The following is a 22,661-nucleotide window of genomic DNA, read 5'->3' on the forward strand; positions in this document are numbered from 1 at the left end:
TGCTGCTGCCGTGGACAATTGCATGCCGCTTTCCCGTATTTAACGCTTAGAGGTTTTGATTGACGTATACGGAAACTTTTGGCCCTTGTCCAGCATGCGAAACGCAGCGAAGGGAAAGGCTACTTTTTGTGAACAAAAAGTAGCAAAAAAACTTTATTCATGCTGGGCCATGGGCGTTGGCGCGGACACCGCCTCAGGCCCAGCATAGCAGAAATTTTTGCGCCGCTTTTTTTAAAAAGCGGCTGCTTGCTTCACTATACGTTAGATCGCCTGGCGCAGCGCCGCCGGCACGCCGGTGATCGACTGGTCGATCATCGCCGCATCCGCGGCTGCGCCGAACGTGTCGCGCAGCAGCTGGGCGCTGGCGGCCGTGGCGATGTCGATCGCTGCGGCCCGCACCTCGTTCACGGCGGAAGCTTCCGCCGCGGCGATGCGCTCCATTGCCATCCGTTCGCGCCGCTTGGCCGTGGCTTGCGCCTCGGCGGCCAGCGCCGCCGCCATCCGTGCCGCCTCGGCCTGGGCGGAGGCGAGAATCTGCTCCGCGTCTTTGATCGCCTGGGCCTGCGCCGCCTGGGCCTCAAGCAGCATCGCTTCGGCCTCGGCCTTCAGATTCGCCGCCTCGTCCAGCGCATCGCGCACCTGTTGGGTGCGCGCATCGAGCATGCTTGTCAGGACACCGACGATCCTGCGCCCGGCCAGGATCGCGAAAATGACGACCGCGACGAAGACCCAGAATGAGCCATGCATCCAGGGAGTGTTGTGAAGCGCCTGGTATTCCATCTGCCTATGCCGCCTTCCGTGCCGCCAGGGCGTCGTCGACGCGCTGATCCAGCTGGCTGCTCTCCGGCGCGGTGCCGGTGAGGCGGACCAGGATGGTCTGTGCCGCCTGCTCGGCGACCGGCTTGATCGCCGCCATGGCCTGGGCGCGGGCCGCTGCGATCTGCGCCTCCGCCTGCGCCAGTTTTTCGTCCAGTTTGGCGTTCAGCGCGGCGGCGTTCAACGCCGCCTCCGCCTTGGCCTTCTCCACCGCCGCGGCGACCTGCGCCTGGGCGAGGTGGCGCGCCTGGCTCAGGGACGCGTTCAGCGCCACCATCGCCTGGTCGGCGGCCGCCTTGGCCATGCGCGCAGCGGTCAGATCACGCTCGATCGCCGTGGCGCGGTTGGCCAGCACCTTGCCCATTTCCGGCAGTCCCCAGCGGGACAGCAGGAAATACAGCACGACCAGAATCACCGCCATCCACCCCAACTGGTCCAGGGTGAGCGGATTCTTGAAATCCATCTGCGGCATCGTCCCGTCCGCCATGGCGGCGGCGGGCGTGAGGCTCAGCAGGGCGATGGCGGCGAGACGGCGCATCAGGTGAACAGAATGACCAGCGCGATGACCAGCGCGTACAGCGCCACCGCTTCGGTCAGCGCGAAGCCAAGCAGCACGTCGCGGAACATGGCGTCGCGAGCCGCCGGGTTGCGCCCGACCGAGGACACGAACGAGCCGAACAGGTTGCCGATACCGACGCCGGCGCCGGCAACACCGATGGTGGCGAGGCCCGCTCCGATATCCTTGGCGAGAAGGGCGGCTGACTGAGGATCCATAAACTCTATTCCTTTCGAGAAATTCTAACCGGAGACGATCAGTGCATATGCACGGCGTCGTGCAGATACAGACAGGTGAGGATGGCGAAAACATAGGCCTGGAGCCCCGCCACCAGCAATTCCAGAGCCACCAGCGCCACGTTCAGCCCAAGCGGAATGATCGCGGCGACCGCACCGACCACGCCGAGGCTGGCGGTCAGCAGCAGCATGAAGCCGGCGAACACTTCCCACATCACGTGACCAGCGGTCATGTTGGCGAACAAACGCACCGAGAGCGAAACCGGCCGCGACAGGTAGGAGATGATCTCAATCGGCACCAGCAGCGGCAACAGCCAGCCCGGCACGCCGGCGGGGACGAAAAATTTGAAGAAGCGAAAGCCGTGCGTGTAGAATCCCACCCCGGTCGAGAACAGGAACACGAACAGCGCCATCGTCAGCGTCACCGCGATATGGCTGGTGAACGCGAAAAAATACGGGAACAGGCCGATCAGGTTGCCGAGCAGGATGAAGCTGAAAATGGTGAACACCAAGGGGAAGAACTTCCGCCCCTCCGGGCCGATCGTGTCCATGCACATGTTGTGCACGAATTCATAGAGCAGCTCGACCAGCGCCTGGATCCGGCCCGGCACCAGAGCGCGGCTCTTCAGCCCGATCGCGAACAGGATCACGACGATCACGGCGCTGGCCAGCATCGCCTCGTTCGAGTTGGTGAAGTCGATGGCGCGGCCAAGCGGCCCCAGCCCGGTTGTCAGGCGGAATTGTCCGAGCGCGTCGATCGTTGGGCCTGCCATACTCTATTCCTCGTCAGCCGCCTGTTTCGTCCCGGCCGCGCGCACCAGATTGCGCAAGCCGGCTACCATACCCACCGGCACCATCAGGACCATCAGCCACGGCGTGGTATGAAAGAGCTTGTCCAGCCCCCACCCGATCACCACGGCGATGACCATGGCGGCCACCAGCTCAACTCCCAACCGCATTGCCAGATTGATCGCGCGCTCCGCCGACCCAGCACTTTTGTGAGCTGAGTCCCGCTTCGCCTGACCTTCCGCCGCCGCCTGCGCTGCCGCAAGCCGCTGCTCAAAAGTCTCTTTGTCCCGACCGTCGTTCATGCGCCTGTTTTCAGCGGTTCTACGCCGCCTGGAGTTTCCGGGGTTGCTACCGATCACCCCACACCCTGTCAAGAATACCGAGCCACACTGCGTTACATTCATGGCATCCGGGGCGGCCCGGCGCCAGCGCCAGCTTCGTGGAGAAAGAAAGCAGCCGCTTTTTGAAAAAAGCGGCGCAAAAACTTCTTTTTTATGCTGGGCCGTGGGCGTTGGCGCCGACAACGCCAATGGCCCAGCATAAATAAAGTTTTTTTGCTTCTTTTTGTTCACAAAAAGAAGTCTTACTGCGCCCGTTCCCAGCCAGCTTCCGTCTGTTTCCAGTAGGTCAAGGCGTGGCCCGCCTGTTTGGCCTCGCGCCAGCGCACGCGCGCCGCCGCCACCGCGTCGGCGTCATTGCCGTCGAACAGATCGAACACGCGCTTATAGGCGCCGCTCTCGGCTTGTGCCCCGCCGATGCGGAACAAGAACGCCGCCCCCGCCGGATTGACGTTCTCCGCGGCAAGAAAAATCGGCTGCCATTCCGGGTGCGGCGTGGCTTGCGTGCCGTGCGGCAGCCAGTCCGGCGTGGCGCAGCGCCACAGCGCCTCGTCCAGCGCCGCGACCTGGGCTTGGTCCGGGCACAGCACCAGCGCCCGCTCCCCCGCCTGCAACGTGCGCCCCAGCAAAGGCGGCAGCGCCGCCGCGATGTCGGTCCGGGTCAGATGATAGAAGCCGATCTCGGCCATCACTCGATGCTGATACGCGGCCCGGTCTTCTGATCCGCCTTGCCGAGCGTGGCGCGCACTTGCGCGGCGATGCCCGCGAAAGCTTTCGCCGCCTCGCTGTCGGGGGCAGAGGCGGTCACCGGCGTGCCGGCATCGCCGGTCGCGCGGATCTCCAGCAGCAGCGGCACCTCGCCCAGGAACGGCACGCCGATGCGCGCCGCCTCCGCCGCAGCACCGCCATGACCAAAGATGTCGCTGCGGTGCTGGCAGTTCGGGCAGCAGAAATACGACATGTTCTCGACGATCCCGAGCACCGGCACCCGCACCTGCTCGAACATTTTGACGCCACGCCGTGCGTCGATCAGGGCGATGTCCTGCGGGGTGGAGACGACCACGGCACCGGCGAGCTTCGCCCGTTGCGCCAGCGTCAGCTGCACATCACCCGTGCCGGGCGGCATATCGATCACCAGCACGTCCAGCGCGCCCCATTCCACCTGGGCCAGCATCTGGTTCAGCGCCCCGGTCACCATCGGCCCGCGCCATACCATCGCGGTCTCCTCCTCGACCAGGAAGCCGATCGACATGCAGCGCACCCCCCAGGCCTCCAGCGGCAGCATCTTGCCGTCCTTGACCTGCGGCTTGCGGTTCAGCCCCAGCATGCGCGGCAACGACGGGCCGTATATGTCGGCATCCAGCAGCCCCACCTTGAGCCCGCTCTGTGCCAGCGCCACGGCAAGGTTCACCGCCACGGTGGATTTGCCCACACCGCCCTTGCCGGAGGCCACCGCGATCACGGCTTTCACCTCGGGCAGCAGAGGCACTTCTTGCGGCGCGGCCGGCGCCTGCGCTGGGGCGGCTTTTTGCGCGGTCAGCACCACGGCGGCGTTGCGCACCCCGGGCAGGGCGGAAAGTTTCGCCTCGATCTCGCGGCGCAGCGCTTCAAATTTCGGTGCCTCCTCGCGTTTCACCGCCAGGGTCACCTGCACCAGGCCCCCCTGCACATGGACCCCCTCCAGCATCTCTTTGAGATTGAAGGGAGCGAGGGCGGCGCGGATATCGTTTTCGGTCATGACGCTATGGTTTAACCCAGGCCCGCCCCCTGTCCAGACCCTTGCGCAGATCGCCCCGCGACCGCACACTTCTTATCATGACCAAATTGACCTGCCTGCTCTGCGCCCCCCTGCTGCTCGCCGGTTTCGCGGCGCATGCGGCCCCGCCCGAACCGCCGGCCTTGGCGGACCTCGCGGCAAAAGTGATGCCGGCCGTGGTCAGCATCGCCAGTACCGACCCGGTGAACGCCACGCCGGACGACACGCTGGGCGGCAGCGGCAGCGCCGACCACCCCACCATGGACACCACGCCTGCCGCCGGCACGGTCCTGCCGCCGCCACGCGCCGAGGAGGCGCTGGGCTCCGGCTTCATCTTCGATCCCGCCGGCTACGTGCTGACCAACAATCACGTGATCGACGGCGCCTCCTCGATCACCGTCACCATGCAGGACGGCACGATCCTGCCCGCCACCCTGGTCGGCCGCGACAAGGCGGCGGATCTCGCGGTGCTGAAAATCGATGCCGGGCATAAACTGCCGTTCGTGACCTTCGGCAACTCGGGAAAACTGCAGGTCGGTGACTGGGTGCTGGCGATCGGCAACCCGTTCGGCCTGCCGGGCAGCACCTCGGCCGGCATCGTCAGCGCGCTGAACCGCAACATCAACGAAGGCACCTACGACGATTTCATCCAGACCGACGCGGCGATCAATCGCGGCAATTCCGGCGGCCCGCTGTTCGACCTGCAAGGCCAGGTGATCGGCGTGGATTCGGCGATCTACTCGCCCTCCGGCGGCTCGATCGGCATCGGCTTCGCCATCCCCTCCGCCATGGCCATGCCGGTGGCATATGAGCTGAAGAACACCGGCAACATGACGCGCGGCTGGCTCGGCGTCTCCACCCAGGAGGTGACGCCGGCGATCCAGAACCTGCTCGGCCTGCCTGACACCGCGGGCGCGCTGGTTGGCGGCGTCGCCGCCGACGGGCCGGCCACCGGCAAACTGCAGCCGGGCGACGTGCTGGTCTCGCTGGGCGGCGTGCCGGTGACGGATCCGCGCGCGCTGCTCATCCGCACCGCGGAAATCCCCGCCGGGCAGAGCACTGTGGCGCAGTTCTGGCAGGACGGAACCAAGCGACAGACGACGCTCACTTTGACCGTACCGCCGGCCCAGACCGCCGACACACTGCCCAGCGCCCACGTCCCGCCCCCGCCGGTCGACGTCACGTCCCTCGGCCTCACGGTCGCGGCGAAGCCGACACAAGCCGGCGTCTCGATCACCGCGGTCGCCGGTAACGGCCCGGCGGCGCAAGCCGGCATCGTCGCCGGCGATGTGATCGAGGAAGTCTCCGGCCAGACCGTGGCGACGGCCACGGCGCTGCAAAGCCAGCTGCAAACGTTGAGGACGGGGGACACGAAGGTGGCAACCCTGCTGGTGAGCGGCGACGTCGCCGATGGCAGCGATCCCGGCCCGCGCTGGGTGCCGGTGCCGATCCCGTAAAAGGAAGCAAGCAGCCGCTTTTTAAAAAAAGCGGCGCAAAAAATTTTGTTATGCTGGGCCATGGGCTGTGTCTGGGACAACGCCCATGGCCCAAAGGAGCAAAAAACTACTTTTTGTTCACAAAAAGTAGCCTTCCTTTTTTCCTACAGCGTGCGCGTCAGCTCGTAGAGCGCGACCGCCCCTGCGGCGGAGACGTTCAGGCTTTCCATGCCGCCGGGCATGGCCAGTGCGGCGACCTCGTCGCAGGTCTCGCGCGTCAGCCGGCGCATGCCCTCGCCCTCGCTGCCCAGCACCAGCGCCACGCGGCGCCCCGCGAAGGACGCGCCGTTCAGCCGGTTCGGCACGCTGCCGTCCAGCCCGACGACCCAGACATCGGCGGATTTGAGCACGCTCAGCGCGCGCGAAATATTGACGATGCGCAGGAGCGGGATCAGTTCGAGCGCGCCCGAGGCGGCTTTGGCCAGCGCTCCGGTCTCTTCCGGCGCGTTGCGCTCCTGGGCGATCACCATCGCGGCGCCGAACGCCCGCGCGGTGCGCATCAGCGCACCGACATTGCGCGGATCGGCGATCTGGTCGAGCACGAGAATCGGCCCAGGTCGTTTCAGCGCGTCGAGAAGCGGCGGCGCGGTCAGCTGGTCGGTGAGCAGGGCCACCCCCTGATGCACGATGCCGCTGCCCTGACGGGCGCCGAGCAGTTGGTCGATGCGTTCGCGCGGCGTGATTTCCGGCTGGATCGGCCAGGGCGCCGGGCATTCCGCTGCGAGCGGCGCCTGGGCCTCCTCGGTGATCACCAGCCGGCGCAGCCGGCGCGCCGGATTGGCCAGCGCCGCCGCCACCGCATGCGTGCCATACAGCCACACCGCCCCCGCCGGCACCGCCGGCGCGCGTTCGCCACGGCCTTGGCTGCGGCCGCGCTCATGCCCATGCGGGCGGCCCTGCCCACCGGACTCCGCGCGGTCAGGCCGGCCGCCGGAGGTGCTCGGGCGACGCTCCGCAACGTCGCCAGGCCCTTGCGCACGCGCGCCGGGCCGGCCGTTCCGGGATTTAGGGGGACGATTTTGTGTCATGGCGCGTTCACTATCCCTCGGTCTTTCCGTTGACAACCAAAGCCCGATCGGAGAAAGGACAGCCCATACGGAAGGGTGCCCGAGTGGCTAAAGGGGGCGGACTGTAAATCCGCTGGCGTACGCCTACGTTGGTTCGAATCCAACCCCTTCCATACTGTCTGAGGTTTGCAGCAACCGTCTCACCCCCGCGTAGCGCATTTTGCATCTGGGGCTGGTGGGGCGGCCAGATGCAAATCGGGCTAAAAAACTTTTTTGCGGGTGTAGCTCAACGGTAGAGTCCCAGCCTTCCAAGCTGGGTGTGCGGGTTCGATTCCCGTCACCCGCTCCATTCGCTGCGTTTTTTGCTCCGCTCTTTTTGCCGGAGCGGGATGCAAAACCTGCATAGACGGCACCGCCCGGCGGCCGGATATGAGACAGAGACTTGACAGCGGGCGCGCCAACGTGTGGAACGCGCGCTTAACGCTGGTGTGGATTTTTAGGGGCGTAGCTCAATTGGCTAGAGCGCCGGTCTCCAAAACCGGAGGTTGAGAGTTCGAGACCCTCCGCCCCTGCCATCCCACCCGGCGCATCATGGCTGTTTTGGAGTCGGCATTGGCGTTCAACCTGGTGAAGTTCATGCGCGAAGTGCGCGCCGAGGCGGCGAAGACCACCTGGCCCTCGCGCAAGGAAACCGTGCAAACCACGGGGCTTGTGCTCGCCATGGTGATTGTGACCGCTGTGTTTTTTCTGACCGTTGATCAGCTCATCGGCGCCGGCATGCGCGCCCTGTTCGGCGTCGGGAGTTAAGGAATAAAAATGGCCAAGCGTTGGTATGTGTTGCACGTCTATTCCGGGTTCGAGAAAAAAATCGCCACCCAGATCAAGGAACAGGCGGATCTCAAGGGCCTGACCGAGCAGATCGGCGAGATCATTGTGCCGGTCGAAGAGGTCACCGAGGTGCGCCGCGCGCAAAAAGTGAACACCGAGCGCAAGTTCTTCCCCGGCTATGTGCTGGTGCACATGGATATGTCCGACGATGCCTGGCATCTGGTGAAGGACGTGCCGAAAGTGACCGGCTTCCTCGGCAGCAAGACGCGGCCGACGCCGATCTCCGACAGCGAGGCCGAGCGGATCATGAAGCAGGCCGAGGAAGGCAGCGAGACGCGCCGCCCGGCGGTGATTTTCGAGGTCGGCGAGCAGGTGCGCGTCGCCGACGGCCCGTTCACCAGCTTCAACGGCGTGATCGAAGAGGTCGACGAGGACAAGGGCCGGGTGAAAGTCTCGGTCTCGATTTTCGGCCGCTCGACCCCGGTCGATCTCGAATACGGTCAGGTGGAGAAACTCTGACCGGCTTGCAATTTGCCGGCTAACCCTTATGTCCGCGGCAATGTAATCGAGGGGTTGCCGCTTGTCCGACGTAAGAAAATCTAACCCAACAACACGTTGGCTGATGGTTCTCGGCGGCGCTGTCGTGGTGGTCGCCGTCGCCATCTGGCTGGTCCAGTACCTGCTGGTCGGCCAGTATTTCGTCTCCACTGATGACGCCTATATCGCCGCGGATTCCAGCCTGATCGCCGCCAAGGTGAGCGGCTATGTCACCGATGTCGCGGTCAACCAGGACCAGAAAGTGACGCGCGGCCAGCTGCTGGTGCGCATCGACCCACGCGATTATGAGAACGCCCTGAGCCTGGCGCAGGCCGACGCCGCCGCGGCGCGCGCCAGCATCGCCAACGACCAGGCCCAGCTCGCGCTGCAGCAGACGAACATCGCCGCAGCACAGGCGAAAATTTCCGGCGACCAGGCCGAGCTCGTCTTCGCCACGCAAGACCAGCACCGCTATGCCCGCCTCTCGGCCACCGGCGCCAGCCCGATCCAGACCACCGACCGCGCCACCACCGATCTCGCCACCGCGCGCGCCACGCTCGCCGCCGACCAGGCCGGGCTGACCGGCGCAGAACGCCGGGTGGATGTGCTGAACGCCGACCTCGCCCAGGCCGAGGCCAGCCTGAAACAGGCCGAAGCCCGCATCCAGATGGCCGCCCTCAATCTCAGCCACACCGATATCCGCGCGCCGTTCGACGGCGTGGTCGGCGACAAGACCGTGGCCTTGGGCGACTATCTGCAGACCGGCACGCAGATCATGGCGGTCGTGCCGATGAACCAGGTCTATGTCCTTGCCAACTACAAGGAGACGCAGATCACCAACATCCGGCCCGGACAGCAGGTCGATGTCGATGTCGACGCCTTCCCGAACCTCAAGGTCACCGGCTGGGTGGACAGCGTGTTCCCCGATTCCGGCCAGGAATTCGCGCTTCTGCCGCCCGACAACGCGACCGGCAATTTCACGAAAATCGTGCAGCGCGTGCCGGTGAAAATCTACCTGCATCTGACCCCGGAGCTGATCGGCAAGCTGCGCCCCGGTCTCTCGGTCGAACCCTCCATCGATACCCGCGCGGGCGGCTGAGATGGCCTCGGCCGAACCGATTCCGCTGCGCAACCGGGTCGCGGTCGGCGGCGCGCTGATCGGCGCCTTCATGGCGGTGCTGAACATCCAGGTGGTCAACACCTCGCTGCCCGACATCCAGGGCGGCATCGGCACCGGGCTCGACAATGGCGGCTGGATCTCCACCGCCTATCTGATCGGCGAGATCATCGTCATCCCGCTCTCGGGCTGGCTGTCGCAGGTATTTTCACTCCGCCGCTACCTGATCGTCAGCACCATCCTGTTTCTCGCCTTCTCCGCCGCCTGCGGCTTCGCCGAGAATTTTCCGGAAATGGTGACGCTGCGGGCGCTCCAGGGGTTTTTCGGCGGCGTGCTCATCCCGCTCTCGCTGGTCTGCGTGATCACCTTGCTGCCGCCGGCGTCGCGCCCGATCGGCTTCGCCGCGTTCGCGCTCACTGCCACCTTCGCGCCGGCGATCGGCCCGACCATCGGCGGCGCGATCACCGACATCTATGGCTGGCGCTACATCTTCTTCCTGAATCTGATCCCCGGCGCGCTGATGCTGCCGGCTTTGTTCTGGGGCCTGCAGCCGTCGCCGATGCAGCTGCAAAAATTCCGCCAGGGCGACTGGCTCGGCATCGCCACCATGGCGGTCGGCCTCGCCGCGCTGCAGATCGTGCTGGAGGAGGGCAACAAGGACGACTGGTTCGGCTCGCCCTTTATCGTGCACCTCTCGATCATCTCAGCCATCGGGCTGATCGCTTTCCTGTTCCAGGAGCTGCGCCCCGGCAACAAAACGCCACTGGTCAACCTGCGCCTGTTTAAGATGTGGAATTTCGCCTTCTCCAGCGCCGCCAACGTGATGCTCGGCTTCGTGCTGTATTCCGCAGTCTATCTCATCCCGCTCTACCTCGCCGAAGCGCATGGCTACAGCGCCCGGCAATCGGGCGCGGTGATGGCCTGGATCGGCCTGCCGCAACTGCTCATCATCCCCTTCGTGCCCTGGATGATGCGCAAGGTCGATCCGCGCCGGCTGCTGGCACTCGGCTTCATCCTGTTCGCCATCAGCACCTTCCTCAACATGAATCTCGGCCCCGACGACAGTGGCCCGCAATTGCTGATCCCGAACCTGATCCGCGCCGTCGGCCAGGCGCTGGTGTTCCCGCCGATCACCATGATCGCCACCGCCGGCATCCCGCTGAAGGATTCCAGCTCCGCCTCGTCGCTGTTCAACATGCTGCGCAATCTCGGCGGCGCGATCGGCATCGCGACGGTGCAGACCTTCGTCACCAACCGCGAGAAATTCCATTCCGCGATCATCACGCCGCAGGTCAGCCTGCTCGACCCGGCGACGCGCGAGCGGCTGGACATGCTGACCGGCTATTTCGAGGCGCATGGCATGGCCGATCCTGCTGCGGCGCAGCACGAAGCCGTGATCACGATCGGCCGCACCATCGAGTTGCAGGCAAACTACTTCGCCTATGGCGACGCGTTCGCGCTGCTCGGCTGCGGCATGGTGCTGGCGGTAGTCGCCACGCTGTTTCTCCGCCGCCCCGCCGGCGCCGCAGCACCGGGCGCGCATTAAAAGAAAGGACGGCTACTTTTTGTGAACAAAAAGTAGCAAAAAAACTTTACGACGCTGGGCCATGGGCTTTGTCGCTGACAACGCCCATGGCCCAGCGTAACCAAAAGTTTTTGCGCCGCTTTTTTCAAAAAGCGGCCGCTTGATCTGCATCAATGCCGCATGGCGCTTTCCGCTTAAAACTTGTAGAAATTCATGTCGTTACGATGAAGATTCGTGCCATGCTGTTCGTATAGCCGGGTCGTCGCTTCCGGCCCCCAAAAATCTATTCTAGCCTAAAAAAAGAGGAGGAAAAAAATATGGCGCGCATTGCATTGGTTACCGGAGGCACACGGGGCATCGGGGCGGCAATCAGTGTCGCACTGCAGCAAGCGGGACGGCATGTCATCGCCACTTATGCGGGCAACACCGCGGCGGCCGAAGCCTTCACCACCGAAACCGGGATCGAGACGGTGCGTTTCGACGCCGGCGACTTCAACCAGTGCGCGACCGCGGTCTCCGCCATCGCCGCGAAACACGGCACAATCGACATCCTCGTCAACAATGCCGGCATCACCCGCGACACCACCATCGCGAAAATGACGCGCGAGATGTGGGATGAGGTGATCGACACCAATCTCGGCTCCTGCTTCAACCTCGCCAAAGTGTGCTTCGAGGGCATGAAGGCGAAGAAATTCGGCCGGATCGTCAATATCGGCTCGATCAACGGCCAGGCCGGCCAATACGGGCAGGTGAACTACGCCGCCGCGAAAGCCGGCATCCACGGCTTCACCAAGGCCCTGGCGATGGAAGGAGCGCGCTACGCCATCACCGCCAACACCCTGGCGCCAGGTTATGTCGATACCGAAATGGTGCGCGCGGTGCCGCCCGAGGTGCTGGAAAAGATCGTCGCGAAAATCCCCCGCGGCCGGCTCGGCACGGCGCAGGACATCGCCCGCGGCGTGGTGTTTCTCACCGCCGACGAGGCCGATTTCATCACCGGCTCGACACTCTCCATCAACGGCGGCCAGCATATGTATTGAGACCGCCGCGATGTTCACCATCAGGCCGGTGACGGAAGCCGACCATGACGCGCTGTGGGCGATCCTGGAGCCCGTGATCCGCGCCGGCGAAACCTACCCGCTGCCGCGCGACATGAGCAAAGCCCACGCCCTCGCCTACTGGACCGCGCCGGACCACGAGACGTTCGCCGCCGCCGAGGACACAAAACTCCTCGGCACCTACTATCTGCGCGCCAACCAGACGGGCAACGGCGCGCATGTCGCCAATTGCGGCTACATGACCGCACCGGGCGCCACCGGCCGCGGCATCGCCCGGGCGATGTGCGAACACTCGCTCGCCACCGCCCGCGCGCGCGGTTTTGCCGCCATGCAGTTCAACCTCGTGGTGTCCACAAACGAGCGCGCCGTGAAACTCTGGACCAGCATGGGCTTTGCAACGCTCTGCCGCCTACCCGGCGCGTTCCGCCATCCCACACACGGGGATGTCGACGCGCTGCTGATGTTCCAGAAGCTTTAGGAAGGAAGCGGCCGCTTTTTAAAAAAAGCGGCGCAAAAATTTTGCGCTATGCTGGGTCATGGGCGTTGTCGCCGACAACGCCCATGACCCAGCATAGCAAAGTTTTTTTGCTACTTTTTGTTCACAAAAAGTAGTCCTTCACTTCACTTCGTCCAGTTTCAACACTTCCCCGGCCAGATACAGGCTCCCGCAGATCAGCACCCGCGTTGGCGCCGTGATCTGCGCCAGTGCGGCGCGGACATCGGGCCCCGGCACCGCGACGCCGCCCGAGGCGGCGATGATCTCGGGCACCGGCAGCGCCAGATGCTGGTCGGGCTCCTGCACGGCGATGATTTGCGCCGCATGGGGGAGCAGGATTAGCAGGAATTCCGTGACGTCCTTGGACTGCTTCATGCCAACGACCAGCGTCGTCGGCCCGTCCCAGGCGGCGAGCTGGGTGGCCAGCGCCTCGGCGCCGCCGGGGTTATGCGCGCCATCCAGCCATAACTGTGAACCTGCCGGCAGTTGCGCCAGCAGCGCGCCGCGCAGCCTTTGCAGCCGCGCCGGCCATTCAGCACTTTTCAGACCCAAGGCCAGGGCTGGCACGGCCAGGTCGAACCCGGCGGCGCGCAGCGCCTGGATGGCAATGCCGGCATTCTCCGCCTGATGCGCGCCGAGCAGCGCCGGGCGCGGCAGGTCCAGCCCGTCAAGCCGCAGGCCGTTTTCTGTCTCCACCACATCCCAGTCACGTCCGCGCCGCAGCAGCCGGGCGCCAGCCTCACCGGCCGCCGCCTCGACCGCCCCCATCGCCGGCGGGGCCAGAAAACCGGTCACCACGGGCACGTTTTGCTTGATGATCCCGGCCTTCTCGACGGCGATGATCTCCAGCCGGTCCCCGAGAAAATCCTGATGGTCCATGGAAATGGAGGTGATCGCGCAGGCGGCCGGCCGCACCACGTTGGTGGCGTCAAGCTTGCCGCCCAGCCCCACCTCGACCACGCACAAATCCGCCGGCACGCGGGCGAACAGAAAAAACGCCGCGGCGGTGATCGCCTCGAACACCGTGATCTGGTTTTCCGCGTTCACCGCCTCGATCTCGTCCAGCGCCTGCGCCAGCTGTTCGTCGGACACCAGCGAACCTGCCAGACGGATGCGCTCGTTGAAACGCACCAGATGCGGCGAAGTATACACATGCACCCGCAAGCCGGCCGCCTCAGCGATGGCGCGAATGAACGCGCACACGCTGCCCTTGCCGTTGGTGCCGGCCACATGGATCACCGGCGGCAATGAGAGCTGTGGATCGCCCAGGTCAGCCAGCAGCCGGACCAAACGGTCCAGCCGCAAATCGATCAGCTTGGGGTAGAGCTTGTGCAGACGCTCCAAACTGGCATGCACGCTGCGCGCCGCCTCCGGCGCGGCGTCAGCCTGGGTCAAGCGGCGACTTGCCGCTTATTCGCGGTCATCATGTCGATCAGCCGCGCCAGCGTCGCGGTCAGCTCGGCGCGGTGCACCACCATGTCGATGATGCCGTGCTCCAACAGATATTCCGCGCGTTGAAACCCTTCGGGCAGCTTCTCGCGCACGGTCTGCTCGATCACGCGCGCCCCGGCGAAGCCGATCAGCGCGTTCGGCTCGGCGATCTGGATGTCACCCAGCATCGCGAAGGAGGCGGTCACGCCGCCGGTGGTGGGGTCGGTCAGCACCACGATGAAGGGCAGCCCGGCCTCCTTCACCATTTGCGTGGCGATGGTGGTGCGCGGCATCTGCATCAGGCTGACCGAGCCCTCCTGCATGCGCGCGCCGCCCGAGGAGGTGTAGACGATCAGCGGCGCCGCCTGCAGCACCGCCAGACGCGCCGCCGCCACCAGCCCGTCACCGACCGCACCGCCCATCGACCCGCCCATGAACTCGAACGACATCGCCGCCACCACGGCCTTGCAGCCGCCGACCGTGCCGTGCGCGACCAACAGCGCGTCGTCCTGCTTGGTGGCACTTTGCGCATCGCGCAGCCGGTCCGCATAGCGCTTCTGGTCACGGAATTTCAGCGGATCGACCACCGCCTTCGGCAGATCGATGCGGGTGTACACCCCATCATCGAAGGTCCAGGCCAGACGCTCGGCCGCAGTGGCGCGCATATGATGGCCGCAATGCGGGCACACCTTTCGCGCCGCCTCCAGCTCGCGATGAAAAATCATCTGCTGGCATTTCGGGCATTGATGCCAGAGATTGTCCGGCACCTCCTGACGGCCCAGCAGGGTACGGATTTTCGGACGGACGAATTCGGTGAGCCAGCTCATGGGAAGGGATTTAGCTTCTTTAATTACGGAAGAAAAGCAATGGCCTCCGGCGGGCAGGGCTCCGCCCTGCACCCGCTGGGGCCGGAAGGCCCCAGACCCCTAATTTTTGAGCCGCTTCATCGCCCAGGCTCCTGCCTCGGCCACCACCGAATCCGCATCCCGCGCTAGAGCTTCCGCCGCAGGCATAAGCAAAAGATCGCCACTATTGCCTATCGCGATCGCCACGTTCCTAACGAACCGGTTCCTCCCGATGCGTTTCACCGGCGAGCCGGAGAATTTCTGGCGGAATGCCGCATCGTCCAACGCCGCCAGCTCGGCCAACAGCGGCGCGGTTAGATCCTCCCGCTGCGCCAGCTTTTGCTCCCGCCCCGCTTTCGCAAACTTGTTCCACGGGCACACCGCCAGGCAGTCATCGCAGCCATAAATCCGGTTGCCCATCGCCACGCGGAATTCTTCCGGAATCGGCCCGGTATATTCGATGGTCAGGTAGGAAATGCAGCGCCGCGCATCGAGCTTATAGGGGGCGGGAAAGGCCTCGGTCGGGCACACGTCCTGGCAGGCGCGGCACGACCCGCAACGATCCGCATGCGGCGCATCCTGCGCGATCTCCAGCGTGGTGAAAACCTCGCCCAGAAACAGCCAGGAGCCATGGGCGCGCGACACCAGGTTGGTATGCTTGCCCTGCCAGCCCAGCCCCGCCTGCATCGCCAATGGCTTTTCCATCACCGGCGCGGTGTCGACGAACACTTTAACACCCTTGCCAAGTGCGGCGATGGCCTGCGCCAGATGCTTCAGCTTGCCTTTGACGATGTCATGATAATCCCGGTTGCGGGCATAGACGGAAATATTGCCCACCTGCTTCCGGCACAGATTCTCCAGCGGATCGCCTTCGGGCGCGTAGGAAAGGCCGAGCGATATCACGCTCACCACCTCCGGCCACAACGCCTTCGGGTCGGCCCGCTGCTTTTCCCGTTCGGCCATCCAGCGCATCTCGCCGTGACGGCCCGCCTGCAGATATTCGCGCAACCCGGCGGCGCGTTTTGGGCTCAAAGAGGCCTGGGCAAAACCGATCGCATCGAACCCCAGCGCCCGGGCCCGCGCGATGATCGCGGTTTTGGCATCAGCCGCGGCCACGATATCCCGGCACGTCCTGCGGCGGGATCCACGCCCCGTCAGGCGGCGCCCCGGTCTGCCAGAACACGTCGATCGGAATGCCGCCGCGCGGATACCAGTACGCGCCAATGCGCAGCCAGACCGGGCTCAAAAGCTCGACCAGCCGGTCCGCGATCTGCAGCGTGCAGGCCTCATGAAAATCGCCATGGTTGCGGAAACTGGTGAAGAACAGCTTCAGCGACTTGCTCTCCACCAGCCATTCGCCGGGAATGTAGTCGATGACGATATGCGCGAAATCCGGCTGCCCCGTCATCGGACAGAGCGAGGTGAATTCCGGGCAGGTGAAGCGCACCACCGCGTTCTTGCCGCCCATCATCGCCGGCACACGCTCCAGCACCGCCTCTTCCGGCGAATTCGGCTGTTTGGTGTGGGCGCCGAGCTGCTTCAGCCCCTGGTAACGATCGTCCGTCATTTTTTCGGTCCTCCATCCGTCCAACCGGCACGGACTGCCGCGCAATAGGCGTCATAGTCACCGGCCAGGATCGCCGTCCGCGCGCCCTGCATCAGCGCTTGATAATAGGTGAGATTATGCGCCGTCAGCAGCATCGGCCCAAGAATTTCCTCGGCCCGGAACAGATGATGCAGATAGGCCCGCGAATGGCGCGTGCAACACAGGCAGGCGCAGCCTTCATCCAGCGGCGCGCCGTCATCGATGAACCGCGCATTGCGCATGTTGTAGACACCGCGGGAGGTGAAAGCCCTCGCCGTGCGCCCGGCCCGGGTCGGCATCACGCAGTCGAACATGTCCACCCCGCGCGCCACCGCCCCCAGCAAATCGTCCGGCGTGCCCACGCCCATCAGATAGCGCGGCTTCTGCGCGGGCAGCATCGGCGCGGTGATGTCCAGCATGCCGAACATCATCTCCTGCCCCTCGCCCACCGCCAGGCCGCCGATCGCATAGCCCTCGAAATTCAACTCCCGCAGCGCATCAGCGGACTCCCGGCGCAGATCCTCATAAACGCTGCCCTGCACGATGCCGAACTGGCCATAGCCCTCGCGCTCGACGAAAGCGGTGCGCGAGCGTTTAGCCCAGCGCGTGGATAGCCGCATCGAAGCCCCCGCCTCGTCATGCGTGGCCGGAAACTTCGTGCACTCATCGAGCACCATGGTGATCGTGGAATCCAGCAGATACTGGATTTCCATCGACCGTTCCGGCGTCAGATGATGCGCCGAACCGTCCAGATGCGAGCGGAACGTCACCCCGGTCTCGTCCATCTTCCGCAACTTGGCGAGCGACATCACCTGGAACCCGCCGGAATCGGTGAGGATCGGCCCCGGCCAGTCCATCATCTTGTGCAAACCGCCAAGCCGCGCCACGCGCTCGGCCGTCGGTCGCAGCATCAGATGATAGGTGTTGCCAAGCACGATGTTCGCGCCCGTCGCCCGCACCGCGTCAGCAGTCATCGCCTTCACCGTGCCGGCGGTGCCCACCGCCATGAAGGTCGGCGTCGGCACCTCGCCATGCGCGGTGTGCAACGTGCCCGCCCGCGCCGCGCCATCCGTGGCCGCTAATTCAAAGGAAAAACTCACGCACGCTCCAACAAACAGGCATCGCCATAGGAATAAAACCGGTAACCCGACGCGATCGCATGCGCATAGGCCGCGCGAATGCGCTCCATGCCGGCAAAGGCCGAAACCAGCATCAACAGCGTCGAACGCGGCAGATGGAAATTCGTCACCAGCAGATCGGTGACCTTGAAGCCATAGCCGGGGATGATGAAAATATCCGTCTCCCCGTCGAAGGCCTCAATCTCGCCGCCCGCCGCCGCGGATTCGATCACCCGCAGCGCCGTGGTGCCGACCGGCACAATCCGCCCGCCCGCTGCCCGTGTCGCACGGATCCGCGCCGCCGTCTCGGCCGACACAAAACCGCGCTCCGCATGCATCCGGTGCTCAAGCACATTCTCGGTCCGCACCGGCAGAAACGTCCCCGCCCCCACATGCAGCGTCACCCGCACACTCTCCACCCCGGCCTGCGCCAACGCGCCCAGCAGCTCCGGCGTAAAATGCAGCCCCGCCGTGGGAGCGGCCACCGCGCCCTCATGCGTGGCGAACATCGTCTGGTAATCCGCCTTGTCCTGCGCGGTGATCCCCTCCGGCCGGGCAATGTAAGGCGGCAGCGCCAGCGCGCCGGAGCGCGCCAAAGCGGCGTAAAAATCGTCCGCCGCAAACCGCAACAGCGCCGCACCACCCTCCAGAACCGCATCCACGGTCGCGGAAAACGCCGGATCGATCTCCAGAAGATCCCCCGCCCGCACCCGCCTCGCGTTGCGTAGCAGAACCCGCCAGCGCCCGTCATCCAGCCGCCGGTCCAAAGTGATCCCAATCCGCGCCGCACCGCGCATCGCCGTCAGCTGCGCCGGAATCACCTTGGTGTCGTTCACCACCAGCAAATCCCCGCGCCGCAACAACCCCGGCAGATCCCGCACCACATGATCCGCCAGCCCCGCCCCCACATGCAGCAGCCGCGCACTATCCCGCGGCCGCGCCGGCGCCGTGGCAATCAGCCGGTCAGGCAGATCGTAATCGAACTCGGACAGGTTCATGAGAAGCAAGGCCAGGGGGACTCTGTCCCCCTGAACCCCCTGCGAACGGCGGCGCCGTTCGATCCGCTAAAAGGTTTGTGGAAGGCGCTGGCATACGTGGCCGTGACAAGGTCAGGGCCAGCGCCTTCCACAAACCTACTAATGGGTTCTAAGGGCTCAGCCCTTAGCGGGGTTCCAAGGGGCAGCGCCCCTTGGCCTTGCTGCTCCACGAACTTAGGCTCCCAGGTACGAAGCGAGTTCGATGAGATTGCCGTCCGGGTCGCGGCAATAGACGGACATGACGTCGCCGAGCGCGCCGATGCGGGCGACCGGGCCGCGTTCGACGGTCACGCCGCAGGCGTGGAGCTGGGCGATGGCGTCTTCGGGGCGGACGGCGACGACGAAGCAGATCTCCTGTGTCCCCGGGCCTGGTTCATCGCTCCCCGAGAGGAGCGAATGGCCGGTCTCCTGCAGGTTGATCTTCTGCGCGCCGAAGCGCAAAGCGGTGCGGTTTTCCCCGCCATATTCCTCGCGTTCCATGCCCAGCACGCGCTGATACCAGGCAGCGGCCAGCTCCAGGTCAGCGCACCAGACCACGACATGGTCGATCCGGTCGACGGTGAAGCGCATCAGCCAAGCCCGGCGAAGAAGTCGTTGCCCTTGTCGTCGACGACGATGAAGGCCGGGAAGTTCTTCACTTCGATCCGCCACACCGCTTCCATGCCCAGTTCGGGGTATTCCAGCACCTCGACCTTGGTGATGTTGTGTTCCGCCAGCACCGCGGCCGGGCCGCCGATCGAGCCGAGATAGAAGCCACCATGTTTGTGGCAGGCCTCGCGCACGGCTTTGCTGCGGTTACCCTTGGCGAGCATGATCAGGGACCCGCCGGCGGCCTGGAACTCCTCGACATAGGAATCCATCCGCCCTGCCGTGGTCGGACCGAAGCTGCCCGTGACCATGCCTTCCGGCGTCTTCGACGGGCCGGCGTAATAGACCGGGTGGTTCTTGATATAGTCCGGCAGAGGTTCGCCGCGGTCCAGCCGTTCCTTCAGCTTGGCGTGGGCGATGTCGCGCGCCACGACGATGGTGCCGTTCAGCGCCACGCGGGTCTTGACCGGGTGCTTCGAGAGCTGTGCCAGGATTTCCGGCATCGGCTTGTTCAGGTCGATGGCGACCACGTCGCCGCCCAGATGCTCGTCGGTGATTTCCGGCAGGTATTTCGCCGGATCTCTCTCCAGCTGCTCCAGGAACACGCCGTCCTTGGTGATCTTGGCCTTGATCTGGCGGTCGGCCGAGCAGGACACGCCGATGCCGATGGGGAAGCTGGCGCCATGCCGCGGCAGGCGGATCACCCGCACGTCGTGGCAGAAATACTTGCCGCCGAACTGCGCGCCGATGCCGATGCTCTGCGTCATCTCCAGGACGCGCCGCTCCAGCTCCAGGTCGCGGAACGCATGGCCGCTGATGTCACCCGTGGTCGGCAGATGGTCCAGATACTTGGTCGAGCCCAGTTTCACGGCCTTCAGGGTCATCTCCGCCGAGGTACCGCCGATGACGATCGAGAGGTGATAGGGCGGGCAAGCCGAGGTGCCGAGCGTCTTGGCTTTCGCCTCGATGAAGGCGAGCAGCTTCTCCGGCGTCAGCACCGCGCGGGTTTCCTGGTACAAAAAGGTCTTGTTCGCCGATCCGCCGCCCTTGGCGACGAACATCAGCGTGAATTCGTCAGCATGGTGCTCGCCGGGGGAGGCCATGATGTCGAACTGCACCGGCAGGTTGTTGCCGGTATTCTTCTCGTCATACATGCTGATCGGCGCCATCTGCGAATAGCGCAGATTGGTCTCGGTATAGGTGCGGTGCACGCCCCAGGAGATCGCCTCCTCCTCGTCACCCTCGACCCAGACCCTCTGCCCCTTCTTGCCGAACACGATGGCGGTGCCGGTATCCTGGCACATCGGCAGCACGCCGGCGGCGGCGATGTTCGCGTTCTTCAGGAATTCCATCGCCACGTAGCGGTCATTCTCGCTGGCTTCCGGGTCCTTGAGGATCTTCGCCAGCTGCGCCAGATGCGCCGGGCGCAACAGGTGCGCGATGTCGTGGAACGCCGCGAAGGCCAGCTCCGAGAGCGCGTCGGCGCTGACCTTCAGCACCGTCTTGCCCTCGACCTCGATGGTCGAAACGCCGGCGATGTCCAGCTTGCGCCACTGCGTGTCGTCGTCTCCCAGGGAAAACATCGGGGCATAGGCAAAGCCGGGGCTGCGTTTCGTCATCACGGTCATGGATCGGTCTCTCTGTCGGTTGGTTTTTTTAAAGTCCCGTCGTCAGTCCTTTTGGCGACGGCGGAAGGCGTCCAGGCTCACCACGTCGGCGGGCCCGTCATGCGGCCGGGCGGGCTCAGCGTCGCTCTCAACGGCGGGAAGCTCCGCCACCTTGACCGGCTCGGGCACCGCCACCTCGAACTGCAGGCCGAAACGGACCTCCGGATCGGCGAAGCTGGTAATGGCCGCGAACGGTATGGTGAGGATCGACGGCACACCGCCGAACGACAGGCCGACCGACATCGACGTCCCGGCATCGTTGACGCCGAGGCTGTGGAACTGGTGCTGCAGCACGATGGTCATCTCCTCCGGGTACTGCGCCCGCAGCCGGTCGGGGATGTCCACACCCGGATAGGTGGTCTTGAAGGTGATGTAGAAATGGTGCCCGCCGGGCAGGCCGTTCTGCACCGCATGGCGCAGCGCGCTCACCGCCACCTGGCGCAAAGCTTCCTGCATCCAGTCGTCGTAGGGCAGCAAGGAATCGGGAATAACGTCATCGTTTTCAGCCATGGCAGTCCTCCAGCCGCCGCTTGGGCGGCAGGCTTCGTCAAAAAATCAGCGCGTATCGCGCTCATAATGCCGGTAATATTTATCCGTCACCAGATCGGTCTGCACCACCACGGCTATGTCCGTGGTGTTGAACTGGCGGTCGATTACCGCACCATCTCCGACAAATCCACCAAGCCGCAGATAGCCTTTGATCAAGGGCGGTAGACGCATCAGCGCCTGCTTGGCGTCCAGCCCGGCCGGATCGCGGCGCAGCATCGGCACGTAGCGGCTCTCCAGCGCGCGCGGGCGGATCGCCTCCGGCGCCAGATGGTGCGTGGCGAGATAGGTCAGTTCGTCGGCCAGCGCGTCCGGATCGGTGCCGCCAAGGCTGGCGCAGCCGAACATCAGGTCCACGCCGTAATGGAACACATAGGCCGCGATGCCGCGCCAGAGCAGCTGCATGACCGAGCGCGAGCGATAGGCGGCGGCGGTGCAGCTGCGGCCCAGCTCCAACTTCACGCCGGGGAATTGGTCGAACACCGAGATATCGTATTCATCCGCCGAATAGAAACGGCCGAGCCTGGCCGCGGCATCCTGGCGGATCAGCCGGTAGGTGCCGACCACGCCTGAGGCGTCGTCGCCGAGATCATGGTCCACCACCAGCAGATGGTCGGCGACAGCGTCGAACGCGTCGGCATCGCGCCCGCGGGCGGTGGTCGCCGCATCGGCCTCGGCGCCCATCTCCTGATAGAACACGCGGTAGCGCAGCGCCTGCGCCGCATCCAGCTCATCGGCGGTGACCGCGAGACGGACGCCGAGATTGCCGGCGCGCAGCTCGGCAAAGCCCGGCGCGGCATTGCCCAGCTCAAAACGCGGCAGGCCGGGCACCACGTTGGTGTTCATTCCACGATCCGCCGGCCGAAAAGTTCAATCTTGATCAAATTCACGTCAAACCCCTGCTGCCTGGCGATGTCCCGCAGGTACACTTCCGCCTGCGGTGCTGCAAATTCCAGCACGGAGCCGCTCTCCTGATCGACCAGATGGAAGTGATTGCGCTCACCGCTGGGCTCATAGCGGGCCCGCCGGCTGCCCAAATCGCGCCGTGCGAGTATGCCCTTCGCCTCCAGCAGCCGCACCGTGCGGTATACCGTGGCCAGCGAAATCCGTGGATCGATTCGATTGGCGCGACGATGCAATTCGTCAACGTCCGGGTGATCGGTCGCCTCCGACAATACGCGGGCAATCACCCGGCGCGGGCCTGTCATCTTCAACCCGTTCTCTATGCACAGGCGCTCGATGCTTATATCCATCTTGAGCCTTGTGGCCCAAACTGTTTCTCCGGTCCA

At 64.9% G+C, this 22,661-nt stretch carries 26 protein-coding genes and 3 tRNA genes; 10 read left to right on the forward strand and 19 right to left on the reverse strand.

The window, feature by feature from the left end; translation table 11 throughout:
• Positions 1–261 precede the first annotated feature (261 nt).
• From VGG47_RS04075 to VGG47_RS04105, 7 genes are read right to left on the reverse strand one after another with little or no spacing between them, the layout of a single operon-like run.
• The gene (locus tag VGG47_RS04075) at positions 262–780 is read right to left on the reverse strand and encodes a F0F1 ATP synthase subunit B (RefSeq protein WP_331535707.1); all 519 of its coding nucleotides are present in this window, start codon (positions 778–780) and stop codon (positions 262–264) included.
• Positions 781–784: 4 nt separating this feature from the next.
• Positions 785–1,354, reverse strand: coding sequence for a F0F1 ATP synthase subunit B (locus VGG47_RS04080; RefSeq protein WP_331535709.1), 570 nt, complete (start codon positions 1,352–1,354; stop codon positions 785–787).
• Entirely contained in the window at positions 1,354–1,590 is a 237-nt protein-coding gene (locus VGG47_RS04085; protein ID WP_325395237.1) for an ATP synthase subunit C family protein, read from the reverse strand. Before VGG47_RS04085 ends, VGG47_RS04080 begins: the two co-directional genes overlap by 1 nt.
• A gap of 38 nt (positions 1,591–1,628) precedes the next feature.
• Complete coding sequence (locus VGG47_RS04090; protein ID WP_331535712.1) at positions 1,629–2,381, reverse strand: F0F1 ATP synthase subunit A; 753 nt, start codon at positions 2,379–2,381, stop codon at positions 1,629–1,631.
• Between the two features lie 3 nt (positions 2,382–2,384).
• Positions 2,385–2,969 carry an AtpZ/AtpI family protein gene (locus tag VGG47_RS04095; protein ID WP_331535714.1) on the reverse strand — a complete coding sequence of 195 codons (585 nt, stop codon included), beginning with the start codon at positions 2,967–2,969 and terminating at the stop codon, positions 2,385–2,387.
• An 11-nt stretch (positions 2,970–2,980) separates the two neighbouring features.
• On the reverse strand, positions 2,981–3,424 hold the full coding sequence (locus VGG47_RS04100; RefSeq protein WP_331535716.1) for a DNA polymerase III subunit chi: 444 nt from the start codon (positions 3,422–3,424) through the stop codon (positions 2,981–2,983).
• Positions 3,424–4,473, reverse strand: coding sequence for an Mrp/NBP35 family ATP-binding protein (locus VGG47_RS04105; RefSeq protein ID WP_331535718.1), 1,050 nt, complete (start codon positions 4,471–4,473; stop codon positions 3,424–3,426). The genes VGG47_RS04100 and VGG47_RS04105 overlap by 1 nt, the downstream gene beginning before the upstream one ends.
• 77 nt (positions 4,474–4,550) lie before the next feature.
• Here VGG47_RS04105 and VGG47_RS04110 point away from each other — a divergent pair, with 77 nt between their 5' ends.
• Complete coding sequence (locus VGG47_RS04110; RefSeq protein WP_331535720.1) at positions 4,551–5,948, forward strand: trypsin-like peptidase domain-containing protein; 1,398 nt, start codon at positions 4,551–4,553, stop codon at positions 5,946–5,948.
• 143 nt (positions 5,949–6,091) lie between these two features.
• On the opposite strand, the gene VGG47_RS04115 is transcribed toward VGG47_RS04110, so the two are convergent.
• On the reverse strand, positions 6,092–7,015 hold the full coding sequence (locus VGG47_RS04115; protein WP_331535722.1) for a TrmH family RNA methyltransferase: 924 nt from the start codon (positions 7,013–7,015) through the stop codon (positions 6,092–6,094).
• A 69-nt stretch (positions 7,016–7,084) separates the two neighbouring features.
• Here VGG47_RS04115 and VGG47_RS04120 point away from each other — a divergent pair.
• The 9 genes from VGG47_RS04120 (at position 7,085) to VGG47_RS04160 (ending at position 12,537) form a co-directional block, all read left to right on the forward strand.
• A tRNA-Tyr gene (locus VGG47_RS04120) sits at positions 7,085–7,167 on the forward strand.
• A 102-nt stretch (positions 7,168–7,269) separates the two neighbouring features.
• Positions 7,270–7,343, forward strand: a tRNA-Gly gene (locus tag VGG47_RS04125).
• Between the two features lie 149 nt (positions 7,344–7,492).
• Positions 7,493–7,569: transfer RNA gene (locus VGG47_RS04130), tRNA-Trp, on the forward strand.
• Between the two features lie 37 nt (positions 7,570–7,606).
• Complete coding sequence (gene secE, locus VGG47_RS04135; protein ID WP_331535724.1) at positions 7,607–7,801, forward strand: preprotein translocase subunit SecE; 195 nt, start codon at positions 7,607–7,609, stop codon at positions 7,799–7,801.
• Between the two features lie 9 nt (positions 7,802–7,810).
• Positions 7,811–8,341 carry a transcription termination/antitermination protein NusG gene (nusG, locus tag VGG47_RS04140; RefSeq protein ID WP_331535726.1) on the forward strand — a complete coding sequence of 177 codons (531 nt, stop codon included), beginning with the start codon at positions 7,811–7,813 and terminating at the stop codon, positions 8,339–8,341.
• A 61-nt stretch (positions 8,342–8,402) separates the two neighbouring features.
• Positions 8,403–9,458, forward strand: a complete 1,056-nt coding sequence (locus VGG47_RS04145; protein ID WP_331535728.1) for an HlyD family secretion protein — start codon at positions 8,403–8,405, stop codon at positions 9,456–9,458.
• 1 nt (position 9,459) lies between these two features.
• The gene (locus tag VGG47_RS04150) at positions 9,460–11,022 is read left to right on the forward strand and encodes a DHA2 family efflux MFS transporter permease subunit (protein ID WP_331535730.1); all 1,563 of its coding nucleotides are present in this window, start codon (positions 9,460–9,462) and stop codon (positions 11,020–11,022) included.
• Between the two features lie 296 nt (positions 11,023–11,318).
• Positions 11,319–12,041 (forward strand): acetoacetyl-CoA reductase, encoded by a 723-nt coding sequence (gene phbB / locus VGG47_RS04155; RefSeq protein WP_331535732.1) that lies wholly within the window; start codon positions 11,319–11,321, stop codon positions 12,039–12,041.
• A gap of 10 nt (positions 12,042–12,051) precedes the next feature.
• Entirely contained in the window at positions 12,052–12,537 is a 486-nt protein-coding gene (locus tag VGG47_RS04160; protein ID WP_331535734.1) for a GNAT family N-acetyltransferase, read from the forward strand.
• A gap of 138 nt (positions 12,538–12,675) precedes the next feature.
• Here VGG47_RS04160 and VGG47_RS04165 read toward each other — a convergent pair whose 3' ends face one another.
• The 11 genes from VGG47_RS04165 to VGG47_RS04215 all read right to left on the reverse strand — a co-directional run bounded on the left by VGG47_RS04165 (position 12,676) and on the right by VGG47_RS04215 (position 22,625).
• Positions 12,676–13,950 (reverse strand): bifunctional folylpolyglutamate synthase/dihydrofolate synthase, encoded by a 1,275-nt coding sequence (locus tag VGG47_RS04165; RefSeq protein WP_331535736.1) that lies wholly within the window; start codon positions 13,948–13,950, stop codon positions 12,676–12,678.
• Positions 13,947–14,813 (reverse strand): acetyl-CoA carboxylase, carboxyltransferase subunit beta, encoded by an 867-nt coding sequence (gene accD, locus VGG47_RS04170; RefSeq protein WP_331535738.1) that lies wholly within the window; start codon positions 14,811–14,813, stop codon positions 13,947–13,949. Before accD ends, VGG47_RS04165 begins: the two co-directional genes overlap by 4 nt.
• Before the next feature lie 99 nt (positions 14,814–14,912).
• Positions 14,913–15,947 (reverse strand): tRNA epoxyqueuosine(34) reductase QueG, encoded by a 1,035-nt coding sequence (queG, locus tag VGG47_RS04175; protein ID WP_331535740.1) that lies wholly within the window; start codon positions 15,945–15,947, stop codon positions 14,913–14,915.
• On the reverse strand, positions 15,934–16,398 hold the full coding sequence (gene queF / locus VGG47_RS04180; RefSeq protein ID WP_331535742.1) for a preQ(1) synthase: 465 nt from the start codon (positions 16,396–16,398) through the stop codon (positions 15,934–15,936). Before queF ends, queG begins: the two co-directional genes overlap by 14 nt.
• Complete coding sequence (tgt, locus tag VGG47_RS04185) at positions 16,395–17,516, reverse strand: tRNA guanosine(34) transglycosylase Tgt (RefSeq protein WP_331535744.1); 1,122 nt, start codon at positions 17,514–17,516, stop codon at positions 16,395–16,397. Before tgt ends, queF begins: the two co-directional genes overlap by 4 nt.
• Positions 17,513–18,532 carry a tRNA preQ1(34) S-adenosylmethionine ribosyltransferase-isomerase QueA gene (queA, locus tag VGG47_RS04190; RefSeq protein ID WP_331535746.1) on the reverse strand — a complete coding sequence of 340 codons (1,020 nt, stop codon included), beginning with the start codon at positions 18,530–18,532 and terminating at the stop codon, positions 17,513–17,515. Before queA ends, tgt begins: the two co-directional genes overlap by 4 nt.
• 213 nt (positions 18,533–18,745) lie before the next feature.
• Entirely contained in the window at positions 18,746–19,141 is a 396-nt protein-coding gene (locus VGG47_RS04195; protein WP_331535748.1) for a VOC family protein, read from the reverse strand.
• Positions 19,141–20,787, reverse strand: a complete 1,647-nt coding sequence (locus tag VGG47_RS04200) for a fumarate hydratase (protein WP_331535750.1) — start codon at positions 20,785–20,787, stop codon at positions 19,141–19,143. Before VGG47_RS04200 ends, VGG47_RS04195 begins: the two co-directional genes overlap by 1 nt.
• Positions 20,788–20,829: 42 nt before the next feature.
• Positions 20,830–21,336 carry an SspB family protein gene (locus tag VGG47_RS04205; RefSeq protein WP_331535752.1) on the reverse strand — a complete coding sequence of 169 codons (507 nt, stop codon included), beginning with the start codon at positions 21,334–21,336 and terminating at the stop codon, positions 20,830–20,832.
• A 45-nt stretch (positions 21,337–21,381) separates the two neighbouring features.
• Positions 21,382–22,218: a GNAT family N-acetyltransferase gene (locus tag VGG47_RS04210; RefSeq protein WP_331535754.1), complete on the reverse strand. Its 837-nt coding sequence runs from the start codon at positions 22,216–22,218 to the stop codon at positions 21,382–21,384.
• Positions 22,215–22,625, reverse strand: a complete 411-nt coding sequence (locus tag VGG47_RS04215) for a Fur family transcriptional regulator (protein WP_331535756.1) — start codon at positions 22,623–22,625, stop codon at positions 22,215–22,217. Before VGG47_RS04215 ends, VGG47_RS04210 begins: the two co-directional genes overlap by 4 nt.
• Positions 22,626–22,661 lie beyond the last annotated feature (36 nt).

Origin of the sequence: Acidocella sp., assembly GCF_036489515.1 — a bacterium.
Lineage (GTDB): Bacteria > Pseudomonadota > Alphaproteobacteria > Acetobacterales > Acetobacteraceae > Acidocella.

Coding starts and splice junctions, on each gene's coding strand:
- VGG47_RS04075 (WP_331535707.1), bottom strand. CDS start 780: ATGGAATACCAGGCGCTTCACAACACTCCCTGGATGCATGGCTCATTC.
- VGG47_RS04080 (WP_331535709.1), bottom strand. CDS start 1,354: ATGCGCCGTCTCGCCGCCATCGCCCTGCTGAGCCTCACGCCCGCCGCC.
- VGG47_RS04085 (WP_325395237.1), bottom strand. CDS start 1,590: ATGGATCCTCAGTCAGCCGCCCTTCTCGCCAAGGATATCGGAGCGGGC.
- VGG47_RS04090 (WP_331535712.1), bottom strand. CDS start 2,381: ATGGCAGGCCCAACGATCGACGCGCTCGGACAATTCCGCCTGACAACC.
- VGG47_RS04100 (WP_331535716.1), bottom strand. CDS start 3,424: ATGGCCGAGATCGGCTTCTATCATCTGACCCGGACCGACATCGCGGCG.
- VGG47_RS04105 (WP_331535718.1), bottom strand. CDS start 4,473: ATGACCGAAAACGATATCCGCGCCGCCCTCGCTCCCTTCAATCTCAAA.
- VGG47_RS04110 (WP_331535720.1), top strand. CDS start 4,551: ATGACCAAATTGACCTGCCTGCTCTGCGCCCCCCTGCTGCTCGCCGGT.
- VGG47_RS04115 (WP_331535722.1), bottom strand. CDS start 7,015: ATGACACAAAATCGTCCCCCTAAATCCCGGAACGGCCGGCCCGGCGCG.
- nusG (WP_331535726.1), top strand. CDS start 7,811: ATGGCCAAGCGTTGGTATGTGTTGCACGTCTATTCCGGGTTCGAGAAA.
- VGG47_RS04150 (WP_331535730.1), top strand. CDS start 9,460: ATGGCCTCGGCCGAACCGATTCCGCTGCGCAACCGGGTCGCGGTCGGC.
- phbB (WP_331535732.1), top strand. CDS start 11,319: ATGGCGCGCATTGCATTGGTTACCGGAGGCACACGGGGCATCGGGGCG.
- VGG47_RS04160 (WP_331535734.1), top strand. CDS start 12,052: ATGTTCACCATCAGGCCGGTGACGGAAGCCGACCATGACGCGCTGTGG.
- accD (WP_331535738.1), bottom strand. CDS start 14,813: ATGAGCTGGCTCACCGAATTCGTCCGTCCGAAAATCCGTACCCTGCTG.
- queF (WP_331535742.1), bottom strand. CDS start 16,398: ATGACGGACGATCGTTACCAGGGGCTGAAGCAGCTCGGCGCCCACACC.
- queA (WP_331535746.1), bottom strand. CDS start 18,532: ATGAACCTGTCCGAGTTCGATTACGATCTGCCTGACCGGCTGATTGCC.
- VGG47_RS04195 (WP_331535748.1), bottom strand. CDS start 19,141: ATGCGCTTCACCGTCGACCGGATCGACCATGTCGTGGTCTGGTGCGCT.
- VGG47_RS04200 (WP_331535750.1), bottom strand. CDS start 20,787: ATGACCGTGATGACGAAACGCAGCCCCGGCTTTGCCTATGCCCCGATG.
- VGG47_RS04205 (WP_331535752.1), bottom strand. CDS start 21,336: ATGGCTGAAAACGATGACGTTATTCCCGATTCCTTGCTGCCCTACGAC.
- VGG47_RS04210 (WP_331535754.1), bottom strand. CDS start 22,218: ATGAACACCAACGTGGTGCCCGGCCTGCCGCGTTTTGAGCTGGGCAAT.
- VGG47_RS04215 (WP_331535756.1), bottom strand. CDS start 22,625: ATGGATATAAGCATCGAGCGCCTGTGCATAGAGAACGGGTTGAAGATG.